Source organism: Rossellomorea sp. FM04394, from assembly GCF_041889765.1.
Lineage (GTDB): Bacteria > Bacillota > Bacilli > Bacillales > Bacillaceae_B > Rossellomorea > Rossellomorea aquimaris_B.
Map to the genome: position 1 here is coordinate 3,961,869 of NZ_CP168654.1, position 24,452 is coordinate 3,986,320.

Below are 24,452 nucleotides of genomic sequence, written 5' to 3' on the forward strand. Positions count from 1 at the left end.
CATTGCCTTAGAAAATACGGCAGGTACTTATCGCCTGCTTATTAATAAAAAACAGGAGGTAACAAAATGAAAAAAGCATTTCTACTCATAACGATTTTCTTTACATTCCTAGGTGTTTTGGCAGGATGCGGAACAGAAAAGAGTTCCGGTGGTGACGTAAGCGAGAAGGTCGTCATCGGTTACTTCCCAAATATTAACCACGTTCCCGCTATGGTAGCGAAGGACAAAGGTTTTTATGAAAAGCAGCTGGGTGACGGTACCAAGATTGAATACAAAACCTTCCCTGATGGCTCATCATTCATGACCGCCTTGAAAACTGGCGAAATTGATGCCGGTCTTGTCGGTCCTGGTCCAGCCATGAACAATTACATGACCGGTGCTGATGTAAAAATCATTGGTGGTGGATCTACTGGTGGAACGGTCGTCCTTGCAAGTAAAGAAAGCGGCGTGAAATCAGTCGCCGATTTCGCAGGCAAATCCTTCATCACCCCAGCGGTCGGGTGCACACACGATGTCCAGGTCGAAACATTCCTTCAAGAACATGGCATTGAATCCCAACGTATCGGCGGGACCATGAAACACGTTACAGGAAACCCGGCTCAATATGCGAACATGCTGAAATCGGGTAAAGTCGACATTGCCGTTGCCCCGGAACCATGGGCAGCCGTGATCCAGCAGGAAACAGGTGCGAATGTAATCATCGATCACGATGAAATTTCTTTCGGTGAAACCCTACCTGCTTCAGTACTTGTAGCGTCTGGAAAGTCCGTGACAGAAAACCCTGACACCATCCAAAAAATCGTGGACGCTCATAAAGAAGCAACTTCTTTCATTGCAGAAAATCCTGAAGAAGCAAAAGAAATCACCATTAAAGACGTAAAAGACGTAACCGGTCAAGAACTGAGCAAAGAAGCCGTCGACCAGGCATGGGAACGCATCGGTTTCACTTACAAAGTGGACTCCGAGGCCGTTCAAGCCTTCGCCGACTCATCCTATGAACTGAAATTCCTAAAAGAAAAACCGGAATTCACAGACCTCATTGACAAACAATTCATAGACTAACCAGACAAGGTCCGTCCCTCTTCTGAATGAGGGACGGACCTCTGTTTCAGAATGGAGGAAGTAAAATGAAAGGAAAGTCTATTATTGCTGCGGCTGCCCTATCCCTTTTCTTGCTTGCTGGCTGCCAGAGTGAAAATGTCGAGGAATCTTTTCCCATGAAAGTGGAGGTCGGTGACTTGAACGCTGTGGATCAGAATGGGGAAAGCACGTCCTTAAGTGAGCTCAATAAGGGTAAGATTGTGATTGCCGATTTCATCTTTACAAATTGCGATACCGTCTGTCTTCCGATGACGGCGAATATGGCGAAGCTTCAAAAGAAGGTAACAGATGCGGGGTTGGAGGATGAACTTCAGCTGGTTTCAATTAGTGTGGATCCCGAACATGATACTCCTGAGGTGTTGAAAGAATATAGCAGTCGATATGAAATGGATGATGAGAATTGGAGCTTCCTGACGGGATACTCCCGTGATGAGATTGAATCCTTCGCCAATGTTTCTTTTAAAACTCCTGCAGCCCAGGTGGAAGGATCGAATCAGTTCGTTCATGGAACGTCTTTTTATTTAGTGAGTGAAAATGGAGTTCTGTTGAAGCAGTATGAAGGGGTGTCCAATCCTCCTTATGAAGAGATGATTGAGGACATTGAGAAGTTGAAATGACCTTTTCGAGTGAATCGAAGAGGTTTTTTTGTGTAGATTACCTCTGAAGTATGTATGGAACTCTTTTTTAGCTGGTTTCTTTAGTTTTTCGGCATCTTTCTCGTGAAAATTTGTGTGGAATAGTAGGATTATTTCACTTAGCCTTTATAATTGATCCACTTTCACGGTATATTAATCCCGATCTGAATTTTTCAATCCCCATTACAAATAATTGATCTCGAAGTGGGAATAATCGATCCTGCTTGTCGAAAAATCTTTATGCTAAAATTCTTCCCAACTCTCCAGCCACCTTCCCTCGATTACCAAACCAAATTCCTCCAAAACCCCATGTCTATCCACTCATTTAACTTTCACCACCACTTTCAAAGCAGGAAAAACCCCTCACCCTAACAAATACTACTCATAAAGGGATATTGATAAGGAGGGGGTTACCCATGCATACAGGGGAAATCATTCGATTTTATAGGGAAAAAGCGGGTCTCACCCAGTCGCAATTGGGTGAAGGGATATGTACAACGACGCATGTCAGTAAGATCGAGAGGGGTAAAACGGCTTATTCAGACGATATCATTTCACTTTTTTCAGAACGACTGGGAATCGACATCCATCACGAGATCAACTCATGTAATCAAGTCGAAAAGCAGCTGCAACTTTGGCATAATAGCATCATCATGAGGAGAATGAACCTTGTGGAACAGATGAAATCCGAACTTGAAAAGTCTCCGTTTCTCGAATCCTCGAAATATGGTGTCTATTACCACTTACTTAGGGCGAGGTACTACATCCTGCATAATAAAGATGACCTCTCTTCCAACATACTGGATTCCATCCAAAGGGGTTCAAGTCCTCTTACAGCTTTTGAGACCAATCTGTTTTATCACGTTCAAGGGCTTATTTATATTAGAGACACTACGGAAGAAAACCAGCAAAAAGCCGTACAAATCTTAAAGAAAATAAATATGGATGAATACAAAAACGAAGAATGCCATTATCATATATCGATTGCTTATCACTGTTTAGGAAACAAAGTAATGTCCTACTTGCACGCCGGTAAAGCCCTCAGTTACTTTAAAAAAACGAATAATTACCCCGGTGCGATCAAGGCTGAGTCCTTAATGCTCCTGCAGCTGAGCAGTGAGATGTATCTGGATTTTGAAGATTTGGTCGAAAGGTATCAGAACCTGATCCAGGACAGTGATTCACTTGGGTACTTAGATCAAAAAGGGACTCTGTTAAATAACTTAGGATATGAGTATTACAATCGTAAAGAATATGCCCTGGCCAAAAAATGCTTTAAAGAAGCGTTGGATTTGGCGAAAAAAGGTTCGATGTTTTATTTGCGGAGATTATGTAATTATACGGATGCCTGCATTGAAGGAAATCTCATACATTCCAAACAGATAAAGAAACACATACAACACGGCCTAAAAGAGAGCAAAAGCGCAAACAATACTCTATTCATTACATTATTCGAACTTTTTTCTCTCCGTATAGACAACCAAAGCGATGACTACTTCTCATATCTCGAAAACAAAGCACTGCCTTACTTTTTTGAAACGAAGAATGTGCTGTTGATTGAAAGGTTTGGGAAAGTGCTCTATGAGCATTACGTAGAGTCCGAGGAGTTTAAAAAGGCGGTTCATTTATCCAGTCAATTAATGACATAGTGGACGAGAATCGCGGTGCCTGGCACGAAACTTGGCAATGGTGCCAGGCACACATGTCATAACAAGTGTGCCTGGTACATCATCCGGGGTTTGTACCTGGTACAAAAACCTCGATTTGTACCAGGTACACTTTCAATCCTCACTCAATAAAAACGTTCACCAGCTTCACCCATCCAAAAAATGATATCCAAAGGGGGATACTGAAAATCATTCCCCAAAATAATCCGATAAACAAGTTACCCTCTTCATCTCTCATTTCTATATTCTCCTGACTGATTCATGTATTTTAATAGTCAGTTTTTACATCGATAGGAAAAGGTATACTACATGAAAAAGTGACAGGAACAATGTTAACAACTTGTTCCTGTCACTTTTTTTATATACAGATCCAAAACATTCCCTTCTTCATCGTTGAGCAAGCTTTTCAAACGACTAAGAACTTATTTGTCAGTAGTTCACAGTTTTGGTGATATCCCCCCACTTAATAGATACATCATCGGTTGTATATCCACTCCCGCATACTTCCTTGAATTCATTGATATCTAATCTTTTAATATTTTCGGTATTTGGTCCTTTGGATTTACCCTCGGTATATATCCCCGTATAATATACATTGCCTATAGCGTTATTTTTTTTATCAATCTCTACATTTCCTTTTACGCAGACTTTAGAATCACGATTTATGTCTAATTTCCCATTCAAATCAAGATTCCCCAAAACGTACAAGGTCGAAGTCCCCTTCAAGCTTAAATGCTTATCGATGGTCAGGGGTCCCTTTAAAAAAATACTTGAGTCGGTCACATCCAAGTGGTCATCAAACTCCAGCTCTCCATTTACTTCCATGGTAAGGTTGTTTATATGTTTCATATTTTTATTGAATCTTAATATACCATCTACATGTATACTCATTCTCTCAGAATGATTCATGACCTCGTCAATCGTTAACACTACGCCTGAGTCAGCATAAATAAGCTTTAAATTTTTAACCCCTTTTGAGTACTTCATATCCTTGGTCAATAAAAGTTCCTGACAGTTTTCAGGAATAGAGTCTGGATCAATACAAACACCAGGTCCATTTTCTGGTCTATCAATTTGATTGAATGCAGGTTCCAGTTCTCCATCACCTGAAATTCCCTCGATAGGAATGATTATTTCTCCATATAACTGTGAAGTTTTTCCTTCATCAGCCCCTTTACTTGTATAGGGGATTTTCAGGTCACCATTACCCGGAAAGGATGGCTTCCTTGTTATTTCGAAAAAGATTTCCGGACGATTGTCATCCATCTGGATCAACTTTGAGTTGGCGATTTCTTGATCTATCACTCTCTTCAATTCAATCAAGGCTTTTTTCCTGTAGTATTCTGGAAGCTTATTAAATCCCTCACTTTTATCTTTTTCTATTTCATCTTGGACAACATTCACTATCCTCGATTTATTCTCCTCCAAAACATTCCTGACTTCCCCCTCTAAATACTCCACACCCATTTCAGCCAACGCAACTGATTGATAGTCGGACTCCACCGCTTTGTTTTGTTTGATACTAGAATAGGATTGTCCCATAAAAGAAAGGGAAATCACCATGAACACAACAATCATCAATAATACCGTCACTAAGGCATATCCCTGCTCATTTGTAGATTTATTCGTCATCTTAATTTCCTTCCAATCGATATAGCACTGTATCAAGGACGATTTCGTTTTTAGAATGGACTTTATCCGAAACGGTAAGGCTTATGTGCTTGCTCGTATCCTCATCTGTTGAATTCTTCACGACCAACGAAAAACACATTTGATCACTACGAAACTTCTCTTTAGGTTTATCTTCATATATCACTTCAATTTCACAATCAGAACTTTCTAATTCATACTCATTAACGGTCTGATGAATCCTCGTCAACTTCATCGTTAGAATATTCGCTTCCTGCTGAATACTATTTTGCGAGACTGCCTTTTTCGTATAATGGATCCCTTGAAAGAAAACATTCCATACAACTGCACCTATAATCGACAAAATGGTTAAAGTAGCAAGGACTTCAACAAGCGTCAGGCCACGTTCGTTATGTATCAATGTAGAAGCCCCCTTAGTCATTTACCATCACGTATCCGTAGGTTTCACTTACTATTTTTTGATCTTCAAGCACTTGGATAAGCAATCGATGAGCTTTTGCTGGAGATGGGGATTCTGTTGCATCCAAATCAGAGTGTTTATTGATCGTTACATTCACCTTAAATCCATCGATTGTGGAAGTGAAATACTGATGGTGCGGGTCTGTCCCTTCATTTTTTATGTAATGTGGAGGCGGTTTATCAAGGCTGCCCCGTTCCTTCCACGCAGCAAGCTCTCCCCTGGCCACGTTCACAGCCTTCATTTTCTCGCCATTATATGTGTTCATCCTGCCCATCTGGGGAAAGAAATTCACAATCGTCAAGAGAACGATCGATAAGATCACCATCGACAAAAGCACTTCAAGTAACGTAATCCCTTTTTCATTTTGCGTCATGATCTCATCCACCTTCCCCTTCAAATGATTATATTTTCCTATATCGATTATATCATTTCCATTCTACCAATCACTCAATCATTTGCTAAAATCAACCAAAAAAACGATGCCAATCTGTCGGTGCCAGGCACCAAAATCATGTTTGGTGCCTGGCACCGATAGATGGCACCGATAGACCGTTATTCTTTTAGATAACCAGATTGGATTCAACAGGAATACCGATCGTAAACGTCGTCCACTCATCGTTTGATTGACAACGAATTTCACCGCCATGCTTCTCGATCAGCTTTTTACAGATATATAGACCGATTCCGGTTCCAAGATCTTTCGTCGTATAGAAAGGTTCAAAGATGGCTTCGATGGTCTCCTCTTTAATCCGTGGCCCATTGTTGGAGATTTCCAGTTTTGTCTTGCCTGCTTCTTCTTCGCAGCAAACGGTGATCTGACGGTGCCCTTCCACTTCTTGCAGGGCGTCAATCGAGTTCATGATGAGGTTAAGAAAAACCTGTCTAAGCTCATCCCTGTTCCCCAATACCCTGATGGCTGTATCACACTTAAAGTCAATGGATACATCACCATCCAGAAGACTCGGATACAAGAATTCAATGGTTTCTTCCAGGTGATTCGAAAGGATGATCTCTTCTCTTGCACTCTCGATTAAATCTTTTCTGGACACATGGAGGAATTGAGAGATACGGTAATTCAATTGCTCAAGCTCATGCTGCATAATATCGAGATACGGTAAGTCGGGATAACCGTTCTGCAAGAGTTTGGTGAAACCGATGATGGAAGTGAGTGGATTTCTGAATTCATGGACAAAGCTCGAGCTCATCTGGCCCAGGATCGTCAGCCTTTCTTTATGGGTCTGATCAATATACAACTCTTTTTCCTGGAGCTGCTGCTCTTTAATTTCCGTATATTTTCTGACGGCCAAGTAGGAAAAACGGTCGAATAACGCATTGATCTCTTCAAAAATGGGCTGTAATTCCCGGAGCTCGATCCCTGAGTTGCTGACCCATTTTATAATGATGCTTTTTCCTATATTCACGTTGTACACAAACTCACTGATATTGACGTTTGCGTTGACCCGTTCCAGTGCGGTTTTGTGTGCAAGATAAGTGATTTCTTCTTCAGTGAGGGGCTTCTCGATCGCACGTTTGACTAATTCAAACATTTTTACCCCATTTTTCAACACTTCTTCTTTATATAAATCGTTTTCTGAAATAACGATGTCTTTTAGCCAATTATGTAAAAATTCCTCTGAGTGATCTTCCAGGAATTGTATCAGCATGGTTGAAGCACTAGTCATTGAATGGCAGTCCCTTCATTCCGTTTATTGTCAAAATATTCGTTGATATCATCATAACAGAAAAAGAGGGATAGGATGATAGTCATTTGGTATTTTATTAGTTGGGGAATAATTGAAACAGATGAAAACAAAATAAGACCAATGTCCGCCCCAGGCGTGATCATTGGTCTTTCTATCATGTTGATAACCTAGAGGCCGCTGAGCTCTTCTACGACTTTTTGAGAAACGGCACCTTCTCCCCCTAGTACAGTATAGTACCACGTTCCATTTTCTGAAATATACTTCCGTACAGGGTCGGGAACCTTATTTTTTTCTACCAGGATGATAGGTTCATAGTATTTGGCGGCGAGTACAGAACCAGTCAGTGCATCGGCGAAGTTTTGACCGGTGGCAACGGTGATGATATCTCCCGGCATTTCAAGCTGTGTGGCGATGTTGACCGATGTTTCGTATCTGTTGGCACCTGAAATCCGTACAGGATTCTTTTTAGCAAGTTGCTTTTGGACTCCCTCCGAAATGGCTGATTTTCCCCCTACGATGATTGTGTCCGTGACATTTTTCAAAGCTTCCTTCGTTTCATCTGCTAATTCATTGGTAGGACTTAACAGGATCGGTATCCCACTTGAGGCAGCAAATGGTGCTATGGATAAGGCATCAGGGAAATTGCCTCCGTAGGCAATGATTGCCTGATCGTAATACCCTAATTCTTTTGCAATATTGGCCGCCGTCTCATATCGTGTTTTCCCGCCGATTCGACGGACATCCAAGCCGTTATTCTTTAGGTCCCTTGCAACATCAGCTGATATTGCACCCTCTCCTCCTAAAATCACAACTTCCTTGGCCCCTAATTCTTTTATTCGTTCTTTTACCTTACCATTTAAACGATCCTTAGGATTTAATAGGATCGGCGCATCTTTTTGGAAAGCGAATGGGGCACCTGCCAATGCATCAGGGAATGTGGTGTCCCTTGCTAAAACAACTGTTTCGGCCCCGTCTGGCCATCCTACTTTTGAGATTTCAATCGCAGTTTCGTGCCGGTCGTTTCCATAAATCCGATACACATTATCCACGGTTTCTTCTCCAGTGAATGCAGTCAACCCATATACTCCATCCCCGCCAAACATATTCAGGTCAGTGGCTGCAAGATAATACGAGCCAGGAGGTAGTGAATAATAAATCTGGAGATTATCGCTTCCATCTTCCAGCCATTCATCAGGATAAACAGGCTCGCCTTCCGGGGTGAAAAGCAAATACCCAAGATCATTGAGAGTCGTCAATGTCGAGCCGTAAATATACGTATCCTGCGTTTCATCAATATTTAAGCTATAAAAATCCAGGTCCTCTGCCCACCAAAAGGTGCCGAGTACGATGTCGTCGAGGCGAATGAAGTCAGCCTGGTAAGGATAATCATTGGGTTCCTGCTCATAAACTTCACCCATCAACCTCATTTCATCGGATTTCTTTAATCCTTTCATCCTTTCTTTCAGCCTGGTGAAGGTTGAGTCATCAAGTGTCGTAGATGATTGTTTCTTAGAGAGAGTGTGAATTTCTTTCTTAATGGATGGGTGCTCAAACGGTCCTTCGGCAAGCGACGGTGAAACACTAAAACAGAAGATTAATAGAAAGGCAAATAAACCGGTACTGATTTTTTTCATGATCCCAGCCCCTTCGAATTGAAAAATTATGTAACACCCAACAATAAGTTGGTTTACAAACTTATATTATTTGAGAAAGGTGAATTCTAGACGTGAAAATTTGGTTCTATTGTCTTACTGGTTGGTGATAATGTGGAAGGTATATCATGATTTAGATGAATGGTGAGGTAGATGGTAGAAAAGAAAACAATTAAGAGTGAATTGGATGGCGACTACTATAGATGTAAAACTAACCAATAAAAAAGAATCAAAACAGATGCGTACACGGTAACTGGCTGGCATCGTCTCCCGGACTGAAGCCCCTATAGCTTTGCGTCACCATTTTTCAATGGGTTTGCCTTTATCGTACGCGTTGTAGAAGTATTTAAAATACTAGTTTTAGAATAAGCGTTTCCTTGGCTTTTGGAAGACCTTCATAAAGATGCTATTCTCTTCTGATTTGAAAAACTTGATTCCTATTATCTTTAACGGCGTCCATACTTCCTTCATATAATATCCAGGCATTCGCAATCCCCCCTTGCAAACAATCAAATTTATTAATTAACAGTTATTACTTATATTCCCATTATAATAGAAAAGTCAGAATAATCTAGCATTTAGGCATAAATACTTATCGACAACTTTCTTATAGAGGGACGGACCTCCTATAGGAGGTCCGTCCCTCAGGTTACATTAGTCCTTCTGTCAGGATTTTGACAATGAGAGGTCCTAAAGACACGATGAAGATGGATGGAAAGATGAAGAAAACCATGGGAAAAAGCATTTTGACGGGAGCTTTCATGGCTTGTTCCCGGGCCGATTCCCTTCTTTGTTCCCTTATCCGGACGGTTAGGTTCCGGATGACCTTTGACATCCCCACACCAAGATAGTCAGCTTGGATCATGGTGGTCAAAGTGCTTTGCAGGGAATCCGATGGTACCGTCATCCGTAGTTCATAGAAGGCTTCCCTTCTTGATTTCCCTCGTTTCATATCTTCCAGGACGAATAAGAACTCCTCGGAAAGAGGTCCCTTTTTCTTTTGACAGACGGTTAAAATGGCGGCATCCAACCCGAGGCCGGCCTCTATCAATAAATTCACTGTATCAAAGAAATCCGGCATATCCCGATTGATCCGGGCGATTCGACGGGTCTTTTTTTTGCTTAAGTAGAACGTGCAGTATTGAAAGCCAAGAAAGAAAACGCCAAAGGCCAGAAGCAGCGTCATCACCATACTGTCTGCCATGGGAGCAAAAAGGAAGAAAACGGCCGTTCCCCCTCCTATGCTAATAAGCAGTTGAATCAATCGGAATTCAAGTGCTGTCAGCCTGCCTGAATAACCTGCATCCCGGATGAGATGATCGAGCTTCTTTTGTTTCGCTTTGCTCGTTTTTCTACTAATCAGCTGCAGTCCACGATTCCATAATCGCGAGAAAGGGCGAAAGGACTTCTTTTTGCCTTTTATCTTTTCCATAGATTCTACCTGATGTATATCGTTGAAATAATGTTTGATGCGATGGTCCATGGCAATCCTTTTCCTACTAAGGGTTAAGAGGATGGCTGCCGATAGGCACGTGAATGAACAGATAGCCATTAAAAAAAAGAAAATACTCATGTTTTACACCTCAATCCGCAGGATCTTCTGGATTGAAAACCAGCCAATCAATACCAGTAAACCAGCAAGGACAAGCATGGCTACCCCCATCGGATGGTGAATGAGGGGACCGAAATATTCAGGATCCACCGCATATAAATAGAATCCCAGCCCGATTGGTAGCAAGGTGATGACCAAAGAAGATAGCTTACCTTGAGAAGTCAACGTATTCAACTCGCCCATTATTCTCACTCTCCCCCTGATGGTATCCTCCATCGTTTCCAGTAATTCAGCTAAATTCCCCCCGCTCCTCCGTTGAGCAATGATGGCTTCGAGGGCTACCTCTAACTCTTTATTGGGCAAGCGGTAAATCATTTCTTCAAACACTTGTTCAAGTGGCACCCCCAGTCCTGCTTCACGGACCGCCCGTTGGAATTCTGGTCCGATGGGCGAAGGCATTTCCTTTCCTACAAGCTGCATCACCTGCATAAAGCTGAAGCCTGCCCTCATGGAATTCGCCATCATTCCCAGAGCATCAATCAGCTGTAACGGCAAGGCTTGTAATCTTTTTTTCCTTCTCTTCGACATGACCAGCCCAGGAAGGAGGAAACCAATCGTCAAGCCCGTCACAGTCAGCACCCAATGTACCTGAAGGATCAGGAGCAGCAAAGAGAAGGAGATGGCGCTCATCAATCGATAAGCAAAAAATTGTTCCGGTGACATGGAACTGCCGGCTTGTAATAAAAGGGCTTTTGTTTTCTGACTGAACCGTACACCTTCGAATGCCTTGGCAAGCTTCATACTGATCTTCTCAAGTGGCGGGTTATGTTTCACTGCACCTTCCTCGCTTTGTCGGGAGGAAGGTGCGCCAAAATATCGATCCACACGCTTTTGAACATGTCTTTTTTTCATCATCACTGAAAATAGTAAATAGAAGAAACAGGTTGTCAGAGTGAATATACTTAAAATCCAAACACCATTTTCCACATTACCACTCCCCCTTGAACCAGGAAGAGGATACGGTTAAGCCATTTCCTTCAAGTTGCTCAATGAAAGTTGGCCGGATACCCGTCGACACAAATCTTCCCTGCACTTTCCCATCATGGGACCATCCTGTTTCCTTATAATGAAAAAGGTCTTGAAGGACAATGGTTTCCCCTTCCATCCCCTGTACTTCTGTAATATGGGTGATTTTTCTGGAGCCGTCTTTTAAACGGACCTGTTGGACAATGACATCCAGGGCATTGGCAATCTGTTCCCGGATAGCACGGACCGGCAGATCAAACCCGGCCATCATGACCATGGTTTCCAAGCGTGCCAGCATATCCCGTGGCGAATTCGCATGCCCGGTGCTCAAACTTCCGTCATGTCCCGTGTTCATCGCTTGAAGCATATCCAGTGCTTCTGCGCCCCTCACCTCACCTACCACAATCCGGTCCGGACGCATCCTCAATGCATTTCGGACCAGATCCCGGATCGTGATTTCCCCTTTCCCCTCAATATTCGTCGGTCTCGATTCAAGGGAAATGATGTGGTCTTGAGAGAGCTGCAGTTCTGCTGCATCTTCAATGGTCACGATTCGTTCATCATGAGGAATGAACGACGAAAGAACATTAAGGGTCGAGGTTTTACCCGAACCCGTCCCACCGCTTATAAAGATATTCAGCCGCCCCAGTACACAGACTTCAAGGAATTCTGCCATATCTTGATTCAATGTCCCGAATTGAGTCAAATCTTCGACTGAAAAAGGCGTATCGGAAAATTTCCTTATCGTAACGATCGGTCCTATTAACGAAAGGGGAGGGATGATGGCATTGACGCGTGAACCATTGGGAAGCCTGGCATCTACCATGGGAGAGCTCTCATCCACCCGGCGGCCGATGGGTGAAACGATTTTTTCGATGATCCTCTGAACGTGCTGATCATCCCTGAAGGTGACTGAGCTTCGAATCAGCTTTCCATGTTGCTCGTAGTAGATTTGGTGTGGCCCGTTGACCATAACCTCTGAAATAGATGGATCTTCCAAAAGAGGAGTGATCGGACCATAGCCAAGAAGCTCATCTTCCACTGATTCAACGAGCTGATTTTTTTCTTCAAAGGTTAAACGTCCCCCCTCTTCACTTATAAATTCCTCGCTCAATTCTTTAATTTTACTTTTTTCCTGCTCCTCACTCTGACCGGGATACTTCTTCAATTCTTCTATTATATAGTGATGAAGTCGGGATCCCATCTCCCAGAACTCCTTTGTTTTAGGAGCTCTCATCTTAGCCTCTCTATCATGCTTACCTTTTTGATTCTTATCTTGAGCACCCCTGCTGAAGACGGCCATCTTATACCCTTCCTTTCAAAGGGACTAATTGTTTGACACCCTTTTTCTTTTTTGGTGATACTTCCTGTTCGGATTGTACAGGCGGCTGGGTAAGCTGTTTTGCTATAGATAGAAAACTCTTCCCGATCGGTTTCCTTGGATGGGTAAGAACAACGGGTACCCCAAGATTAACCGATTGAGTAATCACCGGTTCATGAAATGGCAGCGTAGCGAAGATGGCTGTTTCAAGTATTCTTTCCATCTGACTTACATCAACCTGCTTATTCTTCTTATTGCGAATATGAATGATTTTTATCTTTTCCCTGAATTGAAATGAATCCAGTGCTTCAATGTAAAGCTTGCTTCGCTTTAAAACCGGCAGGTCATTCGTCACCAGTAAAAGGCATTCTTCCGAGCGCTCCAAACACTTCAAATGAACTTCTGATAAATAGGAAGGTATATCGATGATCAAAATGTCAAACCTCATTTTCATTTCTTCGATTACTTTCTCTATATGGGTCTCCGTGATCATTTCAAAGAATTCCGGTCTGAGGGGCGCTGGAAGGATAGAGACACCGCTGTCATGTTGAACCAAGTATTTATCGATGGAAAAGCTATGTTGTTCATATTCTTCCTTCACCCATTCGTAAAGGGTTCCATTCGGTCTGATATCAAAGTGCATGTTCATATCGCCAAATTGAAGGTTGGCATCCAATACCCCCACCCTTTTCCCCATTTGAGCATAAGTCACTGCCAGGTTGACAGCGGTAGTGGTCCGACCGATACCACCTTTGGGACTGCAGACGGATACTACTTTACAATTTTTCGAAAGATGAAAGTTCACGCCGCTTTCCCGGAGCTTCAAGTATTTAACGGCTTGATCGATGACATCTCTTTTTTCTTCTTGTTCCGCAGATTGTCTGAGAATATTGGAAGCCCCCACATTCATGGCTTTTCTTGCATTTTCCATATGATCCGGCAAAATCAAGATGATATATAGATGAGGGAACAGGATCGATATTTCCTGACACAGCTCGAATCCATCATAGATGGCATTCGCTTTAAGGAATAGAATGGAATGATCGGTTTCTTTTATTCGATATATCAGGTCCTCCCACTGTGGGAAATGGTGCAGCTCATAGGATCGACGCTGAAGGAGTATTTCAATATCTCCAGGAGCTGTATTCGTATCTGAATAATAAAACCAGTTAATCATTATTCCTCACTCTCCCCTTCTTTAAAGACTTCCCTAGAAAATGAAATGGGATCTTTCTCAATGTTCGCATCATCTTTTCCACGCAGCATAAAGTAGAATCCGTCCTTATCCCTTGAAGCCAAACTGAGTTCAACCCCTTGCTCTGGGGTAACCTCTACCGTCACCGTTTCATATCGAAGGGCTTCGTCAGTGCCATCAGCGGATTTACCGGAAGCGAGTACTTTGATATTCTGAAGAATGAGCTTAGCTGTCCGCATCTCCTTATTGGTTTTTTCATCTTTGCTCGATTCATAGGCAATGATATCAATATGTGAATTTGGCTCAATATACCCTGAAACCCCTTGTTCTAGGGCCATTACCTTAAGGGAGACTGCCCGCATACCCTCCGCGACGGAAATCATTTCATTACTCATTTCCCGACTTGGCACTTCAGGTTCTTCTTCGTCCTGCTTCTCCTTCGCATCGTCCTTCACTGCCGTAGTCGTGGAGGCCGGGACCGGTGCAGGTGCCGGAAAGACGACCACATAAGCGACAAGTGCCGCAATGATTCCAAAAACAAATGACCACATCCAAATACGCTTCGTTTTCATAACATCCTCCCGCTACTAGTAATAAAGAGTTTATTCAACCAATTTCACACCATATAAGCCATAATCAGGGGCAGATTCATCGATATCCCCTTGAGTGACCATTTTGAGGAACTTACCGGTCACCCGCTTCTTTTCCGGCATGCCTTCAAGCCAGTAAGCGGCCAAACCAACAGCGTTTAATGTATCCCGTCCATTTACCCCTTCCCAGGTGTCAATGACGACGATATTGATGACACGGGCACACTTATTGTCGGCCGTAGCAGCACGTTGACAATGGGGCTTGCCGGCATCCAGGCTGATCAACGTCTGGAAAGCATCTTCAACGGGCCCCCATTTCTGTCCGGGCTCGGTTTCAACCGTCCCAAGTTCTCCAACCGAAACTTCCACCCCGTTTATGATGTTGTCTTTAAGATTGCTTGCCCCCCTGCCATCGAAGGCAAGATAACCGCAGTTCCCATGATTCTTACTCGTGTTCTCACATTTCAATTCTGTATTATGGGGAAGGGAATCCTTTTCCACTGCAATCGGGGTGATCTTAAAGCCTTTTTGCAGGGGAGCCGCAATCGCTTTGGCCGAAGCTGAAACCGTCGCTTCGTTAAAACCAAGAAACCTGGCAAATGTGAGTGGGACCTTCACTTCCTGACTGGCTTTTATCGATCTGCTGGTAGTGGAGAATGTACCTCCATCCAAGGAATGGGAATTTTTAGCTCCCAGGTTCTTTGCCACTGTGATGGCTTCTGCTTCGCCTTTGCTGGCAATGACCTGTACTCCTCCCAGAACCGCTGCGTCGAGGGCTTTTTGAAGGGAGCTCTTCTCGGCATAAATCCTCCCCCCATCCAAGGCAAGTCCCACCACCCCTAACAAAACAACCATGAAAAGGGCAGTCATCACTAGGATATTTCCATGTTCATTCTTTATCAATGATCTTAATCGGTTCATCATCATTCAATCCTCATAACCGTGGTATCTTCCACTTGCAGGGTTCCAACAAGGGACCCTATCACAGGCGTAATAAATGTAAGCGGGTAGACGATGCGGACGGTAGCCTCCTCTGTGGATTTCGAAAACTGTACGTGACCGGCCGTTAAGCTGATGCTCGATCCGTTCCTCACAGCCACGGCCACCACATCACTCTTCCCGACACTGGCAGCCCTTGCCGCTTCCCGGCCGGCATGGTCCACCGTTAAGGCAGCGTGAAAATACCGTCCAAAATCCACGATCCCAAAGATAAGCAATAATAAGAGAGGCAGCACAAACGCATATTCCACAAGAGACTGGCCTTTTTCGCTTTTCACGAGACAACACCCCATACTACTGTCAATAACGTTCCGATCACGATTGGAACCCCGTAAGGAAAGGCAATGGACGATTTCGTGTCAGGCTTCAAGTGAATCATCCCTTTTGTTCCTGATAATAAAGCCGGGAAGATATATAAACTTCTTAGAGAATGCATGAGACCATTTTTCGTAACAATCAGGATCAACGAAATCAAACCACCTATAAGGGCCACGACGACAAATGCTTTCAGGGTGAACGCTGATCCCATCAGTGCCCCTATCGCTCCCATCAGCTTTACATCCCCTGCACCCATCCCGCCGAGTAAGAAAGGAATCAGCAAAGTCCCGATCCCAACGAGAAATCCTGCGCTGCTAAAAAAAAATCCATCCCATCCTTGTGTAATGGAATAGAATATGATGGCGAATAGTATAGTAGGAAAGGTGACGATATTTAATATTTTTCTAGTTTTGATGTCTGTTATTAGGGAGATTCCTAATGCCAGACTGAGAGTGATGTAGATTATGACCAATGGAATCGACCTCAATTCTTTATCTCAAGCCTTATTTGGCAATAAGGCTTGAGAAATAGTAGAAACTAAGTTTATTATGGTAGGAGATTTGTAAAGAGATCTGAAATTTCTTTTTGTAATATAATAACTACTGCTGCAACTATTGTTACAACACCAGCCAAAACCAGCCCATACTCCGACAACCCCTGACCTTCCTCTTCCATCACTAACTGCTTCATTTTGTTTACCATTTGTATTTCCTCCTTAAGTATATTCGTTATAATTTACCGGATGTTCTTTTTTAAGAACTACCTTATACTCCCATGATAGTTCATTATAATGAACATGTAAATAGTCTTACTGAATAAAAAATTCGACATTATTCGCTATTGAGAATCATCCAATATCTGTTATATAGTAGGTCTATATCTACATTTTTTATAAGGAGAGATGAGATGGACTCCTTGGAGAAAAATACTTTATGTCGAACAATACCCTATCCATTAAAGAAGGCTGTTCACTTTTCAGCACGATTAAAAGGATTGATGTTCAGGAAGCGCCCCCTGGAAGAAGAAGGGCTTTGGATCATTCCCTGCAATTCCATCCATATGTTCTTTATGAACTTCCCAATTGACGCCGTGTTCCTTGATCAAGAACAAAAAGTAATTAAACTGGTTCCTGACCTGCAGCCTTGGAAAATGACATTCCCCGTTAAGCACGCTCATTCTGTTATCGAGCTTCCTGCAGGCAGTATCAAACGACTCCGAATTAAGGAAGAAGAAATAATAGAAAACACAGGAAAGGATCCGGTCTTATGAGACTGGATCCTTTCCTGTGTTATAAAGGGTAAGATATTTTTGCTACTTTCACATAAAATTAACTTGATATTTCTTTACCCCTTTATTTTTTTTTGTTACAATTGTTCTCAATATAGAACAACATCGTTCTCCATCTTTCTTCACAAGTTGTTCTTAATGAAGGAACAATATCCTTATTCTCTTAAAAGGAGGGAGCACGATTCGCTTATTAGCAGGGATATTAGTAACGATGCTCACAGTCTCAGGATGCTCTAATCAAGATGATTTTCTTTCTACCGTAAAGAAAAAGTTCGAAGACTCGGAGGGGGTAACACCGAAAAGCGAAGGGATAAAAAGAGAAGTAGAACTTCCGCCAAAGGCGTTATCCGCTGAACTAAAAGAGGATGGTCCCTGGTCATTAGTATGGAACGATGAATTTGATGGCCATGATTTAAAAAACCGGTGGAACTTACAGGATTGGGCTTCAGATAAGAATGAAGAGTTACAGTACTACTCTCCTGACAATCTAACCATCCGGGATGGACATCTGGTCATTCAGTCTAAAAAAGAACGATTCAAAGGCAGAAACTACACATCCGGGGCGATCACGACAGAAGACCTCTATGAATTCACGTATGGGAAAGTGGAGATACGCGCCAAGATTCCCGAAGGAAAAGGAATATTCCCTGCCTTGTGGCTCGTGAATTCCAACAACAGGAATTGGCTCCCTGAAATCGATATTATGGAGAACATCGGACAAAATCCTAATGAAATCTATTTCGTTGTCCACTGGGAAGACTCCAACGGAAAGAAACAACGAGATTACTCAACACACACAAGCGACACCAAGTTTTCTGATGACTTTCACACATATGGACTTATTTGGGAAAAGGATAAGATCACATGGACACTGGATGATCAAGTTGTATTTGAAACAACGAAGTATTCTCCGGACTCCCCTTTATTTCTTTATATCAATACAGCCATAGGGGGAACGTGGCCCGGTTCACCGGATCCAAAGGATAGTTCGACAAAAGAATTTCTCATCGATTATGTAAGAGTCTATGAAGCAAACAGTAAGGAGAGATAAGTGCTATGTTTTTTCTCTATCTCACATTCGCTATTTTTATCGCTTTTGTGTTGTTCCAGACCGTATACATCATCGTCCCCATTTTTAAAAATGAAAAAAAGAAGAAAAAGGTCGTGTTTAAGAATCACAGCTTTTCCGTCATTGTTCCCGCCTACAATGAAGATAAGGTGATTGAAAATTGTATACAAGGCTTTCTCCATCAGGATCATCATCCAGCAGAACTCGTAATCGTCAATGATGGTTCCAAAGACGGGACCCTCGAGGTATTAAGACAAAAGCTTGATCTGAAGGCGTATTATCGACCTACGGATAGCAGACTGAAACATAAGGAAATACTCAATGTCTATCGTTCTACTAAATATCCCGGCATCTTCGTCCTCGATAAGGTGAATGGCGGGAAAGCAGATGCACTCAACGCCGGTATCAACTTCAGCAAAAATGAGATTGTCATCACTCTTGATGCCGACAGTATTTTAGAAACGAATGCCTTATCAGAAATGAACGATGTTTTCCAGGAAAGGGAAGTCATAGCTTCCGGTGGAAACGTGATGATCGCTCAAGCATTTGAAGGTGAGTTGCATCAATTAAGGCCAACCTTTCGGGTAAGCGGCATTATCCGATACCAGTTTCTTCAATATTTAACGGCATTCTTCCTTCATAAACGTGCCCAGGCTTCTGTGGGTGCCATCACCGTGATCGCAGGGGCTTTCGGAGCATTCAGAAGGGGTACCCTCTTTAAGATTAAAGGATTCAGGAGCACGATCGGGGAGGATATGGATATTACCCTGAAGCTCCATAAATGGATCGAAGAGAATGGGAGAAAAGAAAAAATCGCCTTTGCTCCTGGTGCCATCTGTTACACCGAATGCCCGAGTACGTTCAGGGATATGTTCAAGCAGAGGGTTCGATGGCAGAAGGCCTTTATTGATTGTCTAGTCCACTATCGCAGATGTTATTTCCACAAGTTTTCAAAACGATTTTCTGTCTTTTTTCTCCTGGATCAGTTTCTGATTGGTACCCTGAACGCTTTCCCTGTGATCATTACCCCCTTTGTGCTCTTTATGAACAGAGGAAACTTTATTTTATTGATCCTGCTGGGTTTGACGGCCGTTTTCCTTTTCATGTACCAAAGCATCACAACGATTTATATTTGTCATTTGCATAACATTAAGTTTTCAAAAAAGGATATCGGACGCATCCTGCTCTTCCTTCCTTCTGAAATCTTCATCTATCGAATGATCAACCTGGCCTTTGTTGTTTATGGAACTTTGTCTTATTTCTATAAGCCCCAGGCGTGGGATAAACTTGAGCGTTCAGGAGCTGTAGGCTGGAAGGGAGAAAAACGGGCATGAAGCAGATCATGATAAAGGTGACAGTTGCCTTTGGGTTTCTCTCTCTTGTCAGCTTGATATTTGTCGGATTCAGTTTCTATATCACTAAATATGATCTTCTCGCAAAAGAGTACGAAGGGGCTTACCCCGAAGATAAAGACCTTAATATCGAGGCCTGTATAAAGGGATCCCAAAAAGAGATACGATCTTTTTCCATCAAGGGAGAGCCCGCGAAAAGCATCCCGGTTCTGACCTATCACAGAATAACTCATGAAGAAGACCTTACGAAACGTCACTACATTAAAGGAAAGATCAACCCCATGATCGTGACCACCGAAAACTTCAAAAGACAGATGGATTACTTAAAAGAAAATGGATTCGTGACACTTACAATGAGTGAACTTTATGCGTTTTTAACCAATGATCTGGACGTCCCCGAAAAGAGCGTCGTGTTGACGTTTGACGATGGGTATAAAGATAACTACATCGAAGCCTATCCGATCTTAAAAGAGCATGGCTTTAAGGCTGCGAATTTTTTAATAACCGGGGCGATTTCGAATCGAATCCAAACCTATACTCCTAAGTATGTTCAATATTTCAGCACGAAAGAATTATCAAAGGCCTGTGACGTATTCGATTACGAAAGCCACACCTACAATCTTCATAAACGCGAGAAAAAAGACAAAAATGGAAGATTGGCTTATTTACTATCAAAATCGGATCAGGAGGTGAAGAAGGATTTAGAAACCAGTATCTTTCACTTGGAAGGTGAGAATCTTGCCTTTGCCTACCCTTATGGAGAATATTCTCCAAGGACGATTGATACCTTGAGGGATTTGGGGTTCAAGATGGCCTTTACCACTGAAGAAGACATTGCTACACCAGCATCTCACCTTTATGAAATACCGAGGTTTCAAATCTTTTATTCTGTTTCCATGAAAAAATTCAAAAGCTATGTCAATCAATGAAAGAAAGATCCTGTATCAATACCTGCAGGATCTTTTTTCATCTCACTTCTCCCCCGCCAAAATACCCATGATATCCCATGTTTCTTACACTTCAATTATAGTAGAATCAAACAATACTTCTCCTTTATTCGACACGAACTAGTCCCTTCTCATTATTTCGAATCCCGAAATGAATAAAAAGGATAATTTCTCTGATTACTATTACTCACTCAAGGTCTACAATACTACCATTAAATACCTATTTATTCAGACTATTAAGATAATTAATATGAATCATGTAATTATTTTCCTCCCTCTCTATACTTGTACTAAAGTTACTAAAGGAGGAAATAATTTGAAGAAAATACTAATCGCACCAATTATCCTTTCTACTACTCTCTTTTCTGCCGCCCTTCCGTCCAGTGATGCCCTTGCCGTCCAACCCCAGGAACACGCAGTAAATGCAGCCTCTAAAGAATGGAATGACAATGCCAATGTCCCTCTTTTTGTAAAAGAAAAGCAGGCCGTCAAACGTCTTGCCGCCAATTCCAATGATGCTCTTAACTATCTGGATCAGCATAAAAGTAAAATTCAAATGAAGAATCCCAAAGCCAGTTTGAAAGTGAAGGAATCAAAAAAAGATGAGCTGGGGATGACCCACGTCCGCTTCCATCAAACAAAGAATGGACTACCTGTTGAAGGATCTGAGATCATTGTTCACTATAACCAAAACAATGAAATTACAGCCGTGAATGGTTCTTACAATGAACAGGTGGAAACGAGTGAATTGAATACGTCTACACTCGTTACCAGTGAAAAAGCGATAGAAGTTGCGAAATCCTCTGTTCATGCTCCTGAAAAAACAGAATACTCTCCTACATCGGAACTCGTGATCTACCCGTTTGAAGGGAAGAATCATGTCGCCTACAAAGTGAATGTGAACTTTTTAGGAGAAGAGCCTGGAAACTGGTATGTGTTCGTTGATGCGAAAAGCGGAAAAGTGGTTGATCAATATAATGGGATCATGCATTCAGAAGAGATCAAAACTCAAACAGGAACCGGGACCGGTGTATTAGGGGAACATCGCCTTTTACATATTTCACAAGTAAAGGAACCGCATTCAGGCACCGAATTCCAGATGGCGGATTATAGTCATGAGGATTTGGAGGGGATTTTAACATACGACTATCCTTCAAGAGAGGTTTTCTCCAATAAAGATGCTTCATTTAAATCGGATTACGATCGTCCTGCCGTGGACGCCCATTATAACTCAGAGAAGGTGTATGAATATTATCTGAACGAACATGACAGAAATTCCCTTGATGATGAAGGAATGGCGATTGTTTCTTATGTTCATTTTGGTACAAATTATAACAACGCCTTCTGGAACGGACGACAAATGACCTATGGTGACGGAGATGGAGAATTCATGGTCCCATTATCTGCCGGTCTTGACGTGGCCGCACATGAAATGACTCATGGGGTCATTTCCAACTCGGCAAATCTTCTTTACCGGTTTCAATCAGGTGCGTTGAATGAAGCTTACGCAGACATTTTCGGTGCATTGATCGATGACGAAAACTGGGAGCTCGGTGAAGACATCATGGCACCTGCTGCCAAAGCAGATGGCAGAGAATCTCTTCGCAGCTTAAGTGACCCGAGCAAGTACCCGGTAGGAGCAAAATATGTAGAGTACGGAAATGGTGAAGGCAAATATCCATCGCATATGGATGAGTTTTATGATCTTCCCCGTTCCCTCGACAACGGGGGGGTTCATATTAACTCCTCCATCATTAATCATGCCGCCTACCTGACGGCTCAGGATATCGGACGCGAGAAGCTTGGGAAAATTTATTACCGTGCATTGACGGTTTATTTGACGCCTACGTCTGATTTCAGTGCTGCCCGTCAAGCGATCATTCAATCGGCGGTCGACTTGTATGGTGAAGGCAGTCAAGAGGCTGAAGCCGCGGCCGGTGGATTTGATTCTGTCGGAATTTTGGAATAAATAAATCTGAGGTTAGCGAAGCATGAAGATCTACTCTTCATGCTTCTTTTGGATTTTTCAAGTTCCCCCAGTGGTCACCGTTTAAAATCAAACCGCTCTTCAAAATCAAATGGGATCTGGAATTGATCCCGTACCCCCGTCAAATACGCCACATCAAAATACGTTTTCTGCGGCCTCGGCAGTTTATCCACCCATGGGGAGTAGGTCTTAAACGAGATCGTCCCGTCTGCTTCATCGAATTCCGCAAACCTCATCCAGCCATTGCCCCCGTGATAACTTGACTGGTAGTCGACAAGCACTTGTAAAACGGGATTACCTGCAGCATTCTGTTTCACTCTGTGAGTGGAGCCATGATGATGTCCATTGACCGTCATGAATACCTGGTTAAAAGGATGGACCAGTTGATCCCAGGCAAGTGTCCCCCTTTCTGTCTCAATGGGAGTGACTCCCTCTATGTTGAGGATTTGATGAGAAAGAAGGATGGTTGGCGTTTTGGGATGTGCTTTTAAAACCTTTTTTGCCCAAGGAATGTCCTCCTTCATATGTTCCATGTCAAGGGATAGGAATAAGTAATGATAGCTTCCCGCTTTAATGATGGAATACGAACTATATCCAGTAGGGGAAGCCCCTTTAAAATACGATTTGTCCTTAAAACGACCTGACCCATAATATTTAAGATAGGGATCTCCTTTACCGTAGTCATGATTCCCGGCAATCGTCACATACGGTGCCTTTCCCTGATCGAGGAGACCGACGCTTGTAGACGAGTGGACCCATTCCTCCAACGAATCGCTTTGATCGACCATGTCTCCTAAGAAAGCGGTCATGGCTATATTCAACTTTTCATACCTCTTAGAAATCCATCTCATTTGTTCTTTGAAAATTTCTGGTTTAGAGCGTACCGTTTTTTGAGGATCAGGGACAAAAAGAAAGGAATAATTTTTCTTTTTCGTTCGCAAGGATTGATAATTGTTGGACCCGTTTTTGACGTGGTCACCAGCCTTTAGTTGGATAAGCCATTCTTCTTGTGGAAGTGGTCGATCGGCGATACGTATTTCCTGTAAATTCCCCGCAAACAAGGCTTCTGCTTTGTTGTCTTTTTCTGATGCCCCGATATTCCATCCCTTCCCTTTTGCAACATCAATCCCGATTATTTCAGCATCAGTGGAGTGCCTGAAATCTGCTACTCCATTTATATAGATACTTGAATGTTTCCCATCATTGACGACCGCTACATGGTACCAGTCTTCTTCACTATCAAGGGCTGGGGACCAATCTGTCTCGTTGCGTTGAAGATTTAATGGATGACTGGCCCACTGGACTTGTTTAAAATCGGATACAGTTAAGGTGGAGCGCCCGCCCCCCCTTGACATAATGCCCATTCCACCGTGATCTTTAGGTGAGAACTGTTTCGGCAGTTTGAATAATACCTCGATGGTATATCCATTTTTAAAGCGATTATGATTCAAAGGGGCATCCTTGTCGGTTTGAAAATATTGACCTCCAGCATCACTTTTTTTGTGATGAAACTGCAGGGTCTCCACCTCATCCTTTTGATCGTAATCTTCTTCAGACCAGCGGATGGAAGGAATCTTTTGATTGGAGTCATCCAGGTTGATTAACCGGAGATGATTCGCGTTCCCACTTACATCCCTCATCACCAGATCCTTCCCGGTGATGGTTCCGGATTGAATGTAATCCTTCGAGAAGATCCAATGGGCGGCGATGGCTGAAGAAGGACCTCTCTCTTCCATGTCCCGTCCGGAAATGACAGGAGGGAACAACACCCAAAGCAGAACCATCAAACCAGCCAGTCCCGATATGAATAGCAGGTGTTTCTTGTCTAATCTCAATGTCGTCCCTCCTTTACAAGCGTTTTCTAGTTAGTATGAACCGTGTCGGATAGAAGATGTATCATACTGAAACAAAAAAAAATCTCCTAATGAATCATCATTAGAA

24 protein-coding genes and 1 riboswitch are annotated in these 24,452 nt (G+C 42.7%); of the genes, 8 read left to right on the plus strand and 16 right to left on the minus strand.

Annotated elements, in window-relative coordinates; translation table 11 throughout:
- The first annotated feature begins 66 nt into the window (after positions 1–66).
- The 3 genes from ACCB35_RS19915 to ACCB35_RS19925 all read left to right on the plus strand — a co-directional run bounded on the left by ACCB35_RS19915 (position 67) and on the right by ACCB35_RS19925 (position 3,385).
- On the plus strand, positions 67–1,062 hold the full coding sequence (locus ACCB35_RS19915) for an aliphatic sulfonate ABC transporter substrate-binding protein (protein ID WP_374055007.1): 996 nt from the start codon (positions 67–69) through the stop codon (positions 1,060–1,062).
- 65 nt (positions 1,063–1,127) lie between these two features.
- Entirely contained in the window at positions 1,128–1,718 is a 591-nt protein-coding gene (locus ACCB35_RS19920; protein WP_374055008.1) for an SCO family protein, read from the plus strand.
- Positions 1,719–2,152: 434 nt separating this feature from the next.
- Positions 2,153–3,385 carry a helix-turn-helix domain-containing protein gene (locus ACCB35_RS19925; protein WP_374055009.1) on the plus strand — a complete coding sequence of 411 codons (1,233 nt, stop codon included), beginning with the start codon at positions 2,153–2,155 and terminating at the stop codon, positions 3,383–3,385.
- Between the two features lie 447 nt (positions 3,386–3,832).
- On the opposite strand, the gene ACCB35_RS19930 is transcribed toward ACCB35_RS19925, so the two are convergent.
- The 15 genes from ACCB35_RS19930 to ACCB35_RS20000 all read right to left on the minus strand — a co-directional run bounded on the left by ACCB35_RS19930 (position 3,833) and on the right by ACCB35_RS20000 (position 16,571).
- Positions 3,833–4,879: a hypothetical protein gene (locus ACCB35_RS19930; protein WP_374055010.1), complete on the minus strand. Its 1,047-nt coding sequence runs from the start codon at positions 4,877–4,879 to the stop codon at positions 3,833–3,835.
- Between the two features lie 157 nt (positions 4,880–5,036).
- On the minus strand, positions 5,037–5,453 hold the full coding sequence (locus ACCB35_RS19935; RefSeq protein WP_374055011.1) for a type II secretion system protein: 417 nt from the start codon (positions 5,451–5,453) through the stop codon (positions 5,037–5,039).
- A 13-nt stretch (positions 5,454–5,466) separates the two neighbouring features.
- Positions 5,467–5,886, minus strand: coding sequence for a prepilin-type N-terminal cleavage/methylation domain-containing protein (locus tag ACCB35_RS19940; protein ID WP_374055012.1), 420 nt, complete (start codon positions 5,884–5,886; stop codon positions 5,467–5,469).
- A gap of 187 nt (positions 5,887–6,073) precedes the next feature.
- Entirely contained in the window at positions 6,074–7,177 is a 1,104-nt protein-coding gene (locus ACCB35_RS19945) for a histidine kinase N-terminal domain-containing protein (RefSeq protein ID WP_374055013.1), read from the minus strand.
- A 206-nt stretch (positions 7,178–7,383) separates the two neighbouring features.
- Positions 7,384–8,850, minus strand: a complete 1,467-nt coding sequence (locus ACCB35_RS19950) for a cell wall-binding repeat-containing protein (protein ID WP_374055014.1) — start codon at positions 8,848–8,850, stop codon at positions 7,384–7,386.
- A gap of 263 nt (positions 8,851–9,113) precedes the next feature.
- Positions 9,114–9,199, minus strand: a riboswitch (cyclic di-GMP riboswitch).
- Between the two features lie 29 nt (positions 9,200–9,228).
- Positions 9,229–9,354: a hypothetical protein gene (locus ACCB35_RS19955; RefSeq protein WP_374055015.1), complete on the minus strand. Its 126-nt coding sequence runs from the start codon at positions 9,352–9,354 to the stop codon at positions 9,229–9,231.
- Positions 9,355–9,517: 163 nt separating this feature from the next.
- A complete protein-coding gene (locus tag ACCB35_RS19960) occupies positions 9,518–10,441 on the minus strand; it encodes a type II secretion system F family protein (protein WP_374055016.1) in 924 nt (307 codons plus the stop codon).
- 3 nt (positions 10,442–10,444) lie between these two features.
- Positions 10,445–11,407, minus strand: coding sequence for a type II secretion system F family protein (locus ACCB35_RS19965; protein WP_374055017.1), 963 nt, complete (start codon positions 11,405–11,407; stop codon positions 10,445–10,447).
- A gap of 1 nt (position 11,408) precedes the next feature.
- The gene (locus ACCB35_RS19970) at positions 11,409–12,749 is read right to left on the minus strand and encodes a CpaF family protein (RefSeq protein ID WP_374055018.1); all 1,341 of its coding nucleotides are present in this window, start codon (positions 12,747–12,749) and stop codon (positions 11,409–11,411) included.
- A gap of 1 nt (position 12,750) precedes the next feature.
- Positions 12,751–13,944 (minus strand): AAA family ATPase, encoded by a 1,194-nt coding sequence (locus ACCB35_RS19975; RefSeq protein WP_374055019.1) that lies wholly within the window; start codon positions 13,942–13,944, stop codon positions 12,751–12,753.
- Positions 13,944–14,534: a Flp pilus assembly protein CpaB gene (gene cpaB, locus ACCB35_RS19980; protein WP_374055020.1), complete on the minus strand. Its 591-nt coding sequence runs from the start codon at positions 14,532–14,534 to the stop codon at positions 13,944–13,946. The genes ACCB35_RS19975 and cpaB overlap by 1 nt, the downstream gene beginning before the upstream one ends.
- 30 nt (positions 14,535–14,564) lie before the next feature.
- Entirely contained in the window at positions 14,565–15,455 is an 891-nt protein-coding gene (locus tag ACCB35_RS19985) for a pilus assembly protein TadG-related protein (protein ID WP_374055021.1), read from the minus strand.
- A 20-nt stretch (positions 15,456–15,475) separates the two neighbouring features.
- A complete protein-coding gene (locus tag ACCB35_RS19990) occupies positions 15,476–15,829 on the minus strand; it encodes a TadE family protein (RefSeq protein WP_374055022.1) in 354 nt (117 codons plus the stop codon).
- Positions 15,826–16,341 carry a prepilin peptidase gene (locus tag ACCB35_RS19995; RefSeq protein WP_374055023.1) on the minus strand — a complete coding sequence of 172 codons (516 nt, stop codon included), beginning with the start codon at positions 16,339–16,341 and terminating at the stop codon, positions 15,826–15,828. Before ACCB35_RS19995 ends, ACCB35_RS19990 begins: the two co-directional genes overlap by 4 nt.
- A 74-nt stretch (positions 16,342–16,415) precedes the next feature.
- Entirely contained in the window at positions 16,416–16,571 is a 156-nt protein-coding gene (locus tag ACCB35_RS20000) for a Flp family type IVb pilin (protein ID WP_374055024.1), read from the minus strand.
- Positions 16,572–16,775: 204 nt separating this feature from the next.
- Between ACCB35_RS20000 and ACCB35_RS20005 the strand changes: the two genes are divergently transcribed.
- From ACCB35_RS20005 to ACCB35_RS20025, 5 genes are all read left to right on the plus strand, one after another.
- On the plus strand, positions 16,776–17,138 hold the full coding sequence (locus tag ACCB35_RS20005) for a DUF192 domain-containing protein (RefSeq protein ID WP_374055025.1): 363 nt from the start codon (positions 16,776–16,778) through the stop codon (positions 17,136–17,138).
- 229 nt (positions 17,139–17,367) lie between these two features.
- A complete protein-coding gene (locus ACCB35_RS20010; protein WP_374055026.1) occupies positions 17,368–18,207 on the plus strand; it encodes a family 16 glycosylhydrolase in 840 nt (279 codons plus the stop codon).
- A gap of 5 nt (positions 18,208–18,212) precedes the next feature.
- Positions 18,213–19,559: a glycosyltransferase gene (locus ACCB35_RS20015; RefSeq protein ID WP_374055027.1), complete on the plus strand. Its 1,347-nt coding sequence runs from the start codon at positions 18,213–18,215 to the stop codon at positions 19,557–19,559.
- Entirely contained in the window at positions 19,556–20,506 is a 951-nt protein-coding gene (locus tag ACCB35_RS20020; protein ID WP_374055028.1) for a polysaccharide deacetylase family protein, read from the plus strand. The genes ACCB35_RS20015 and ACCB35_RS20020 overlap by 4 nt, the downstream gene beginning before the upstream one ends.
- Positions 20,507–20,840: 334 nt before the next feature.
- On the plus strand, positions 20,841–22,493 hold the full coding sequence (locus ACCB35_RS20025) for a M4 family metallopeptidase (RefSeq protein WP_374055029.1): 1,653 nt from the start codon (positions 20,841–20,843) through the stop codon (positions 22,491–22,493).
- 74 nt (positions 22,494–22,567) lie between these two features.
- On the opposite strand, the gene ACCB35_RS20030 is transcribed toward ACCB35_RS20025, so the two are convergent.
- Positions 22,568–24,346 (minus strand): LamG-like jellyroll fold domain-containing protein, encoded by a 1,779-nt coding sequence (locus ACCB35_RS20030; RefSeq protein ID WP_374055030.1) that lies wholly within the window; start codon positions 24,344–24,346, stop codon positions 22,568–22,570.
- Positions 24,347–24,452 lie beyond the last annotated feature (106 nt).

Coding starts and splice junctions, on each gene's coding strand:
- ACCB35_RS20005 (WP_374055025.1), top strand. CDS start 16,776: ATGGACTCCTTGGAGAAAAATACTTTATGTCGAACAATACCCTATCCA.
- ACCB35_RS19960 (WP_374055016.1), bottom strand. CDS start 10,441: ATGAGTATTTTCTTTTTTTTAATGGCTATCTGTTCATTCACGTGCCTA.
- ACCB35_RS19945 (WP_374055013.1), bottom strand. CDS start 7,177: ATGCTGATACAATTCCTGGAAGATCACTCAGAGGAATTTTTACATAAT.
- ACCB35_RS20015 (WP_374055027.1), top strand. CDS start 18,213: ATGTTTTTTCTCTATCTCACATTCGCTATTTTTATCGCTTTTGTGTTG.
- ACCB35_RS19925 (WP_374055009.1), top strand. CDS start 2,153: ATGCATACAGGGGAAATCATTCGATTTTATAGGGAAAAAGCGGGTCTC.
- ACCB35_RS19970 (WP_374055018.1), bottom strand. CDS start 12,749: ATGGCCGTCTTCAGCAGGGGTGCTCAAGATAAGAATCAAAAAGGTAAG.
- ACCB35_RS19920 (WP_374055008.1), top strand. CDS start 1,128: ATGAAAGGAAAGTCTATTATTGCTGCGGCTGCCCTATCCCTTTTCTTG.
- cpaB (WP_374055020.1), bottom strand. CDS start 14,534: ATGAAAACGAAGCGTATTTGGATGTGGTCATTTGTTTTTGGAATCATT.
- ACCB35_RS19955 (WP_374055015.1), bottom strand. CDS start 9,354: ATGCCTGGATATTATATGAAGGAAGTATGGACGCCGTTAAAGATAATA.
- ACCB35_RS19915 (WP_374055007.1), top strand. CDS start 67: ATGAAAAAAGCATTTCTACTCATAACGATTTTCTTTACATTCCTAGGT.
- ACCB35_RS19975 (WP_374055019.1), bottom strand. CDS start 13,944: ATGATTAACTGGTTTTATTATTCAGATACGAATACAGCTCCTGGAGAT.
- ACCB35_RS19940 (WP_374055012.1), bottom strand. CDS start 5,886: ATGACGCAAAATGAAAAAGGGATTACGTTACTTGAAGTGCTTTTGTCG.
- ACCB35_RS20010 (WP_374055026.1), top strand. CDS start 17,368: ATGCTCACAGTCTCAGGATGCTCTAATCAAGATGATTTTCTTTCTACC.
- ACCB35_RS19950 (WP_374055014.1), bottom strand. CDS start 8,850: ATGAAAAAAATCAGTACCGGTTTATTTGCCTTTCTATTAATCTTCTGT.
- ACCB35_RS20020 (WP_374055028.1), top strand. CDS start 19,556: ATGAAGCAGATCATGATAAAGGTGACAGTTGCCTTTGGGTTTCTCTCT.
- ACCB35_RS20000 (WP_374055024.1), bottom strand. CDS start 16,571: ATGGTAAACAAAATGAAGCAGTTAGTGATGGAAGAGGAAGGTCAGGGG.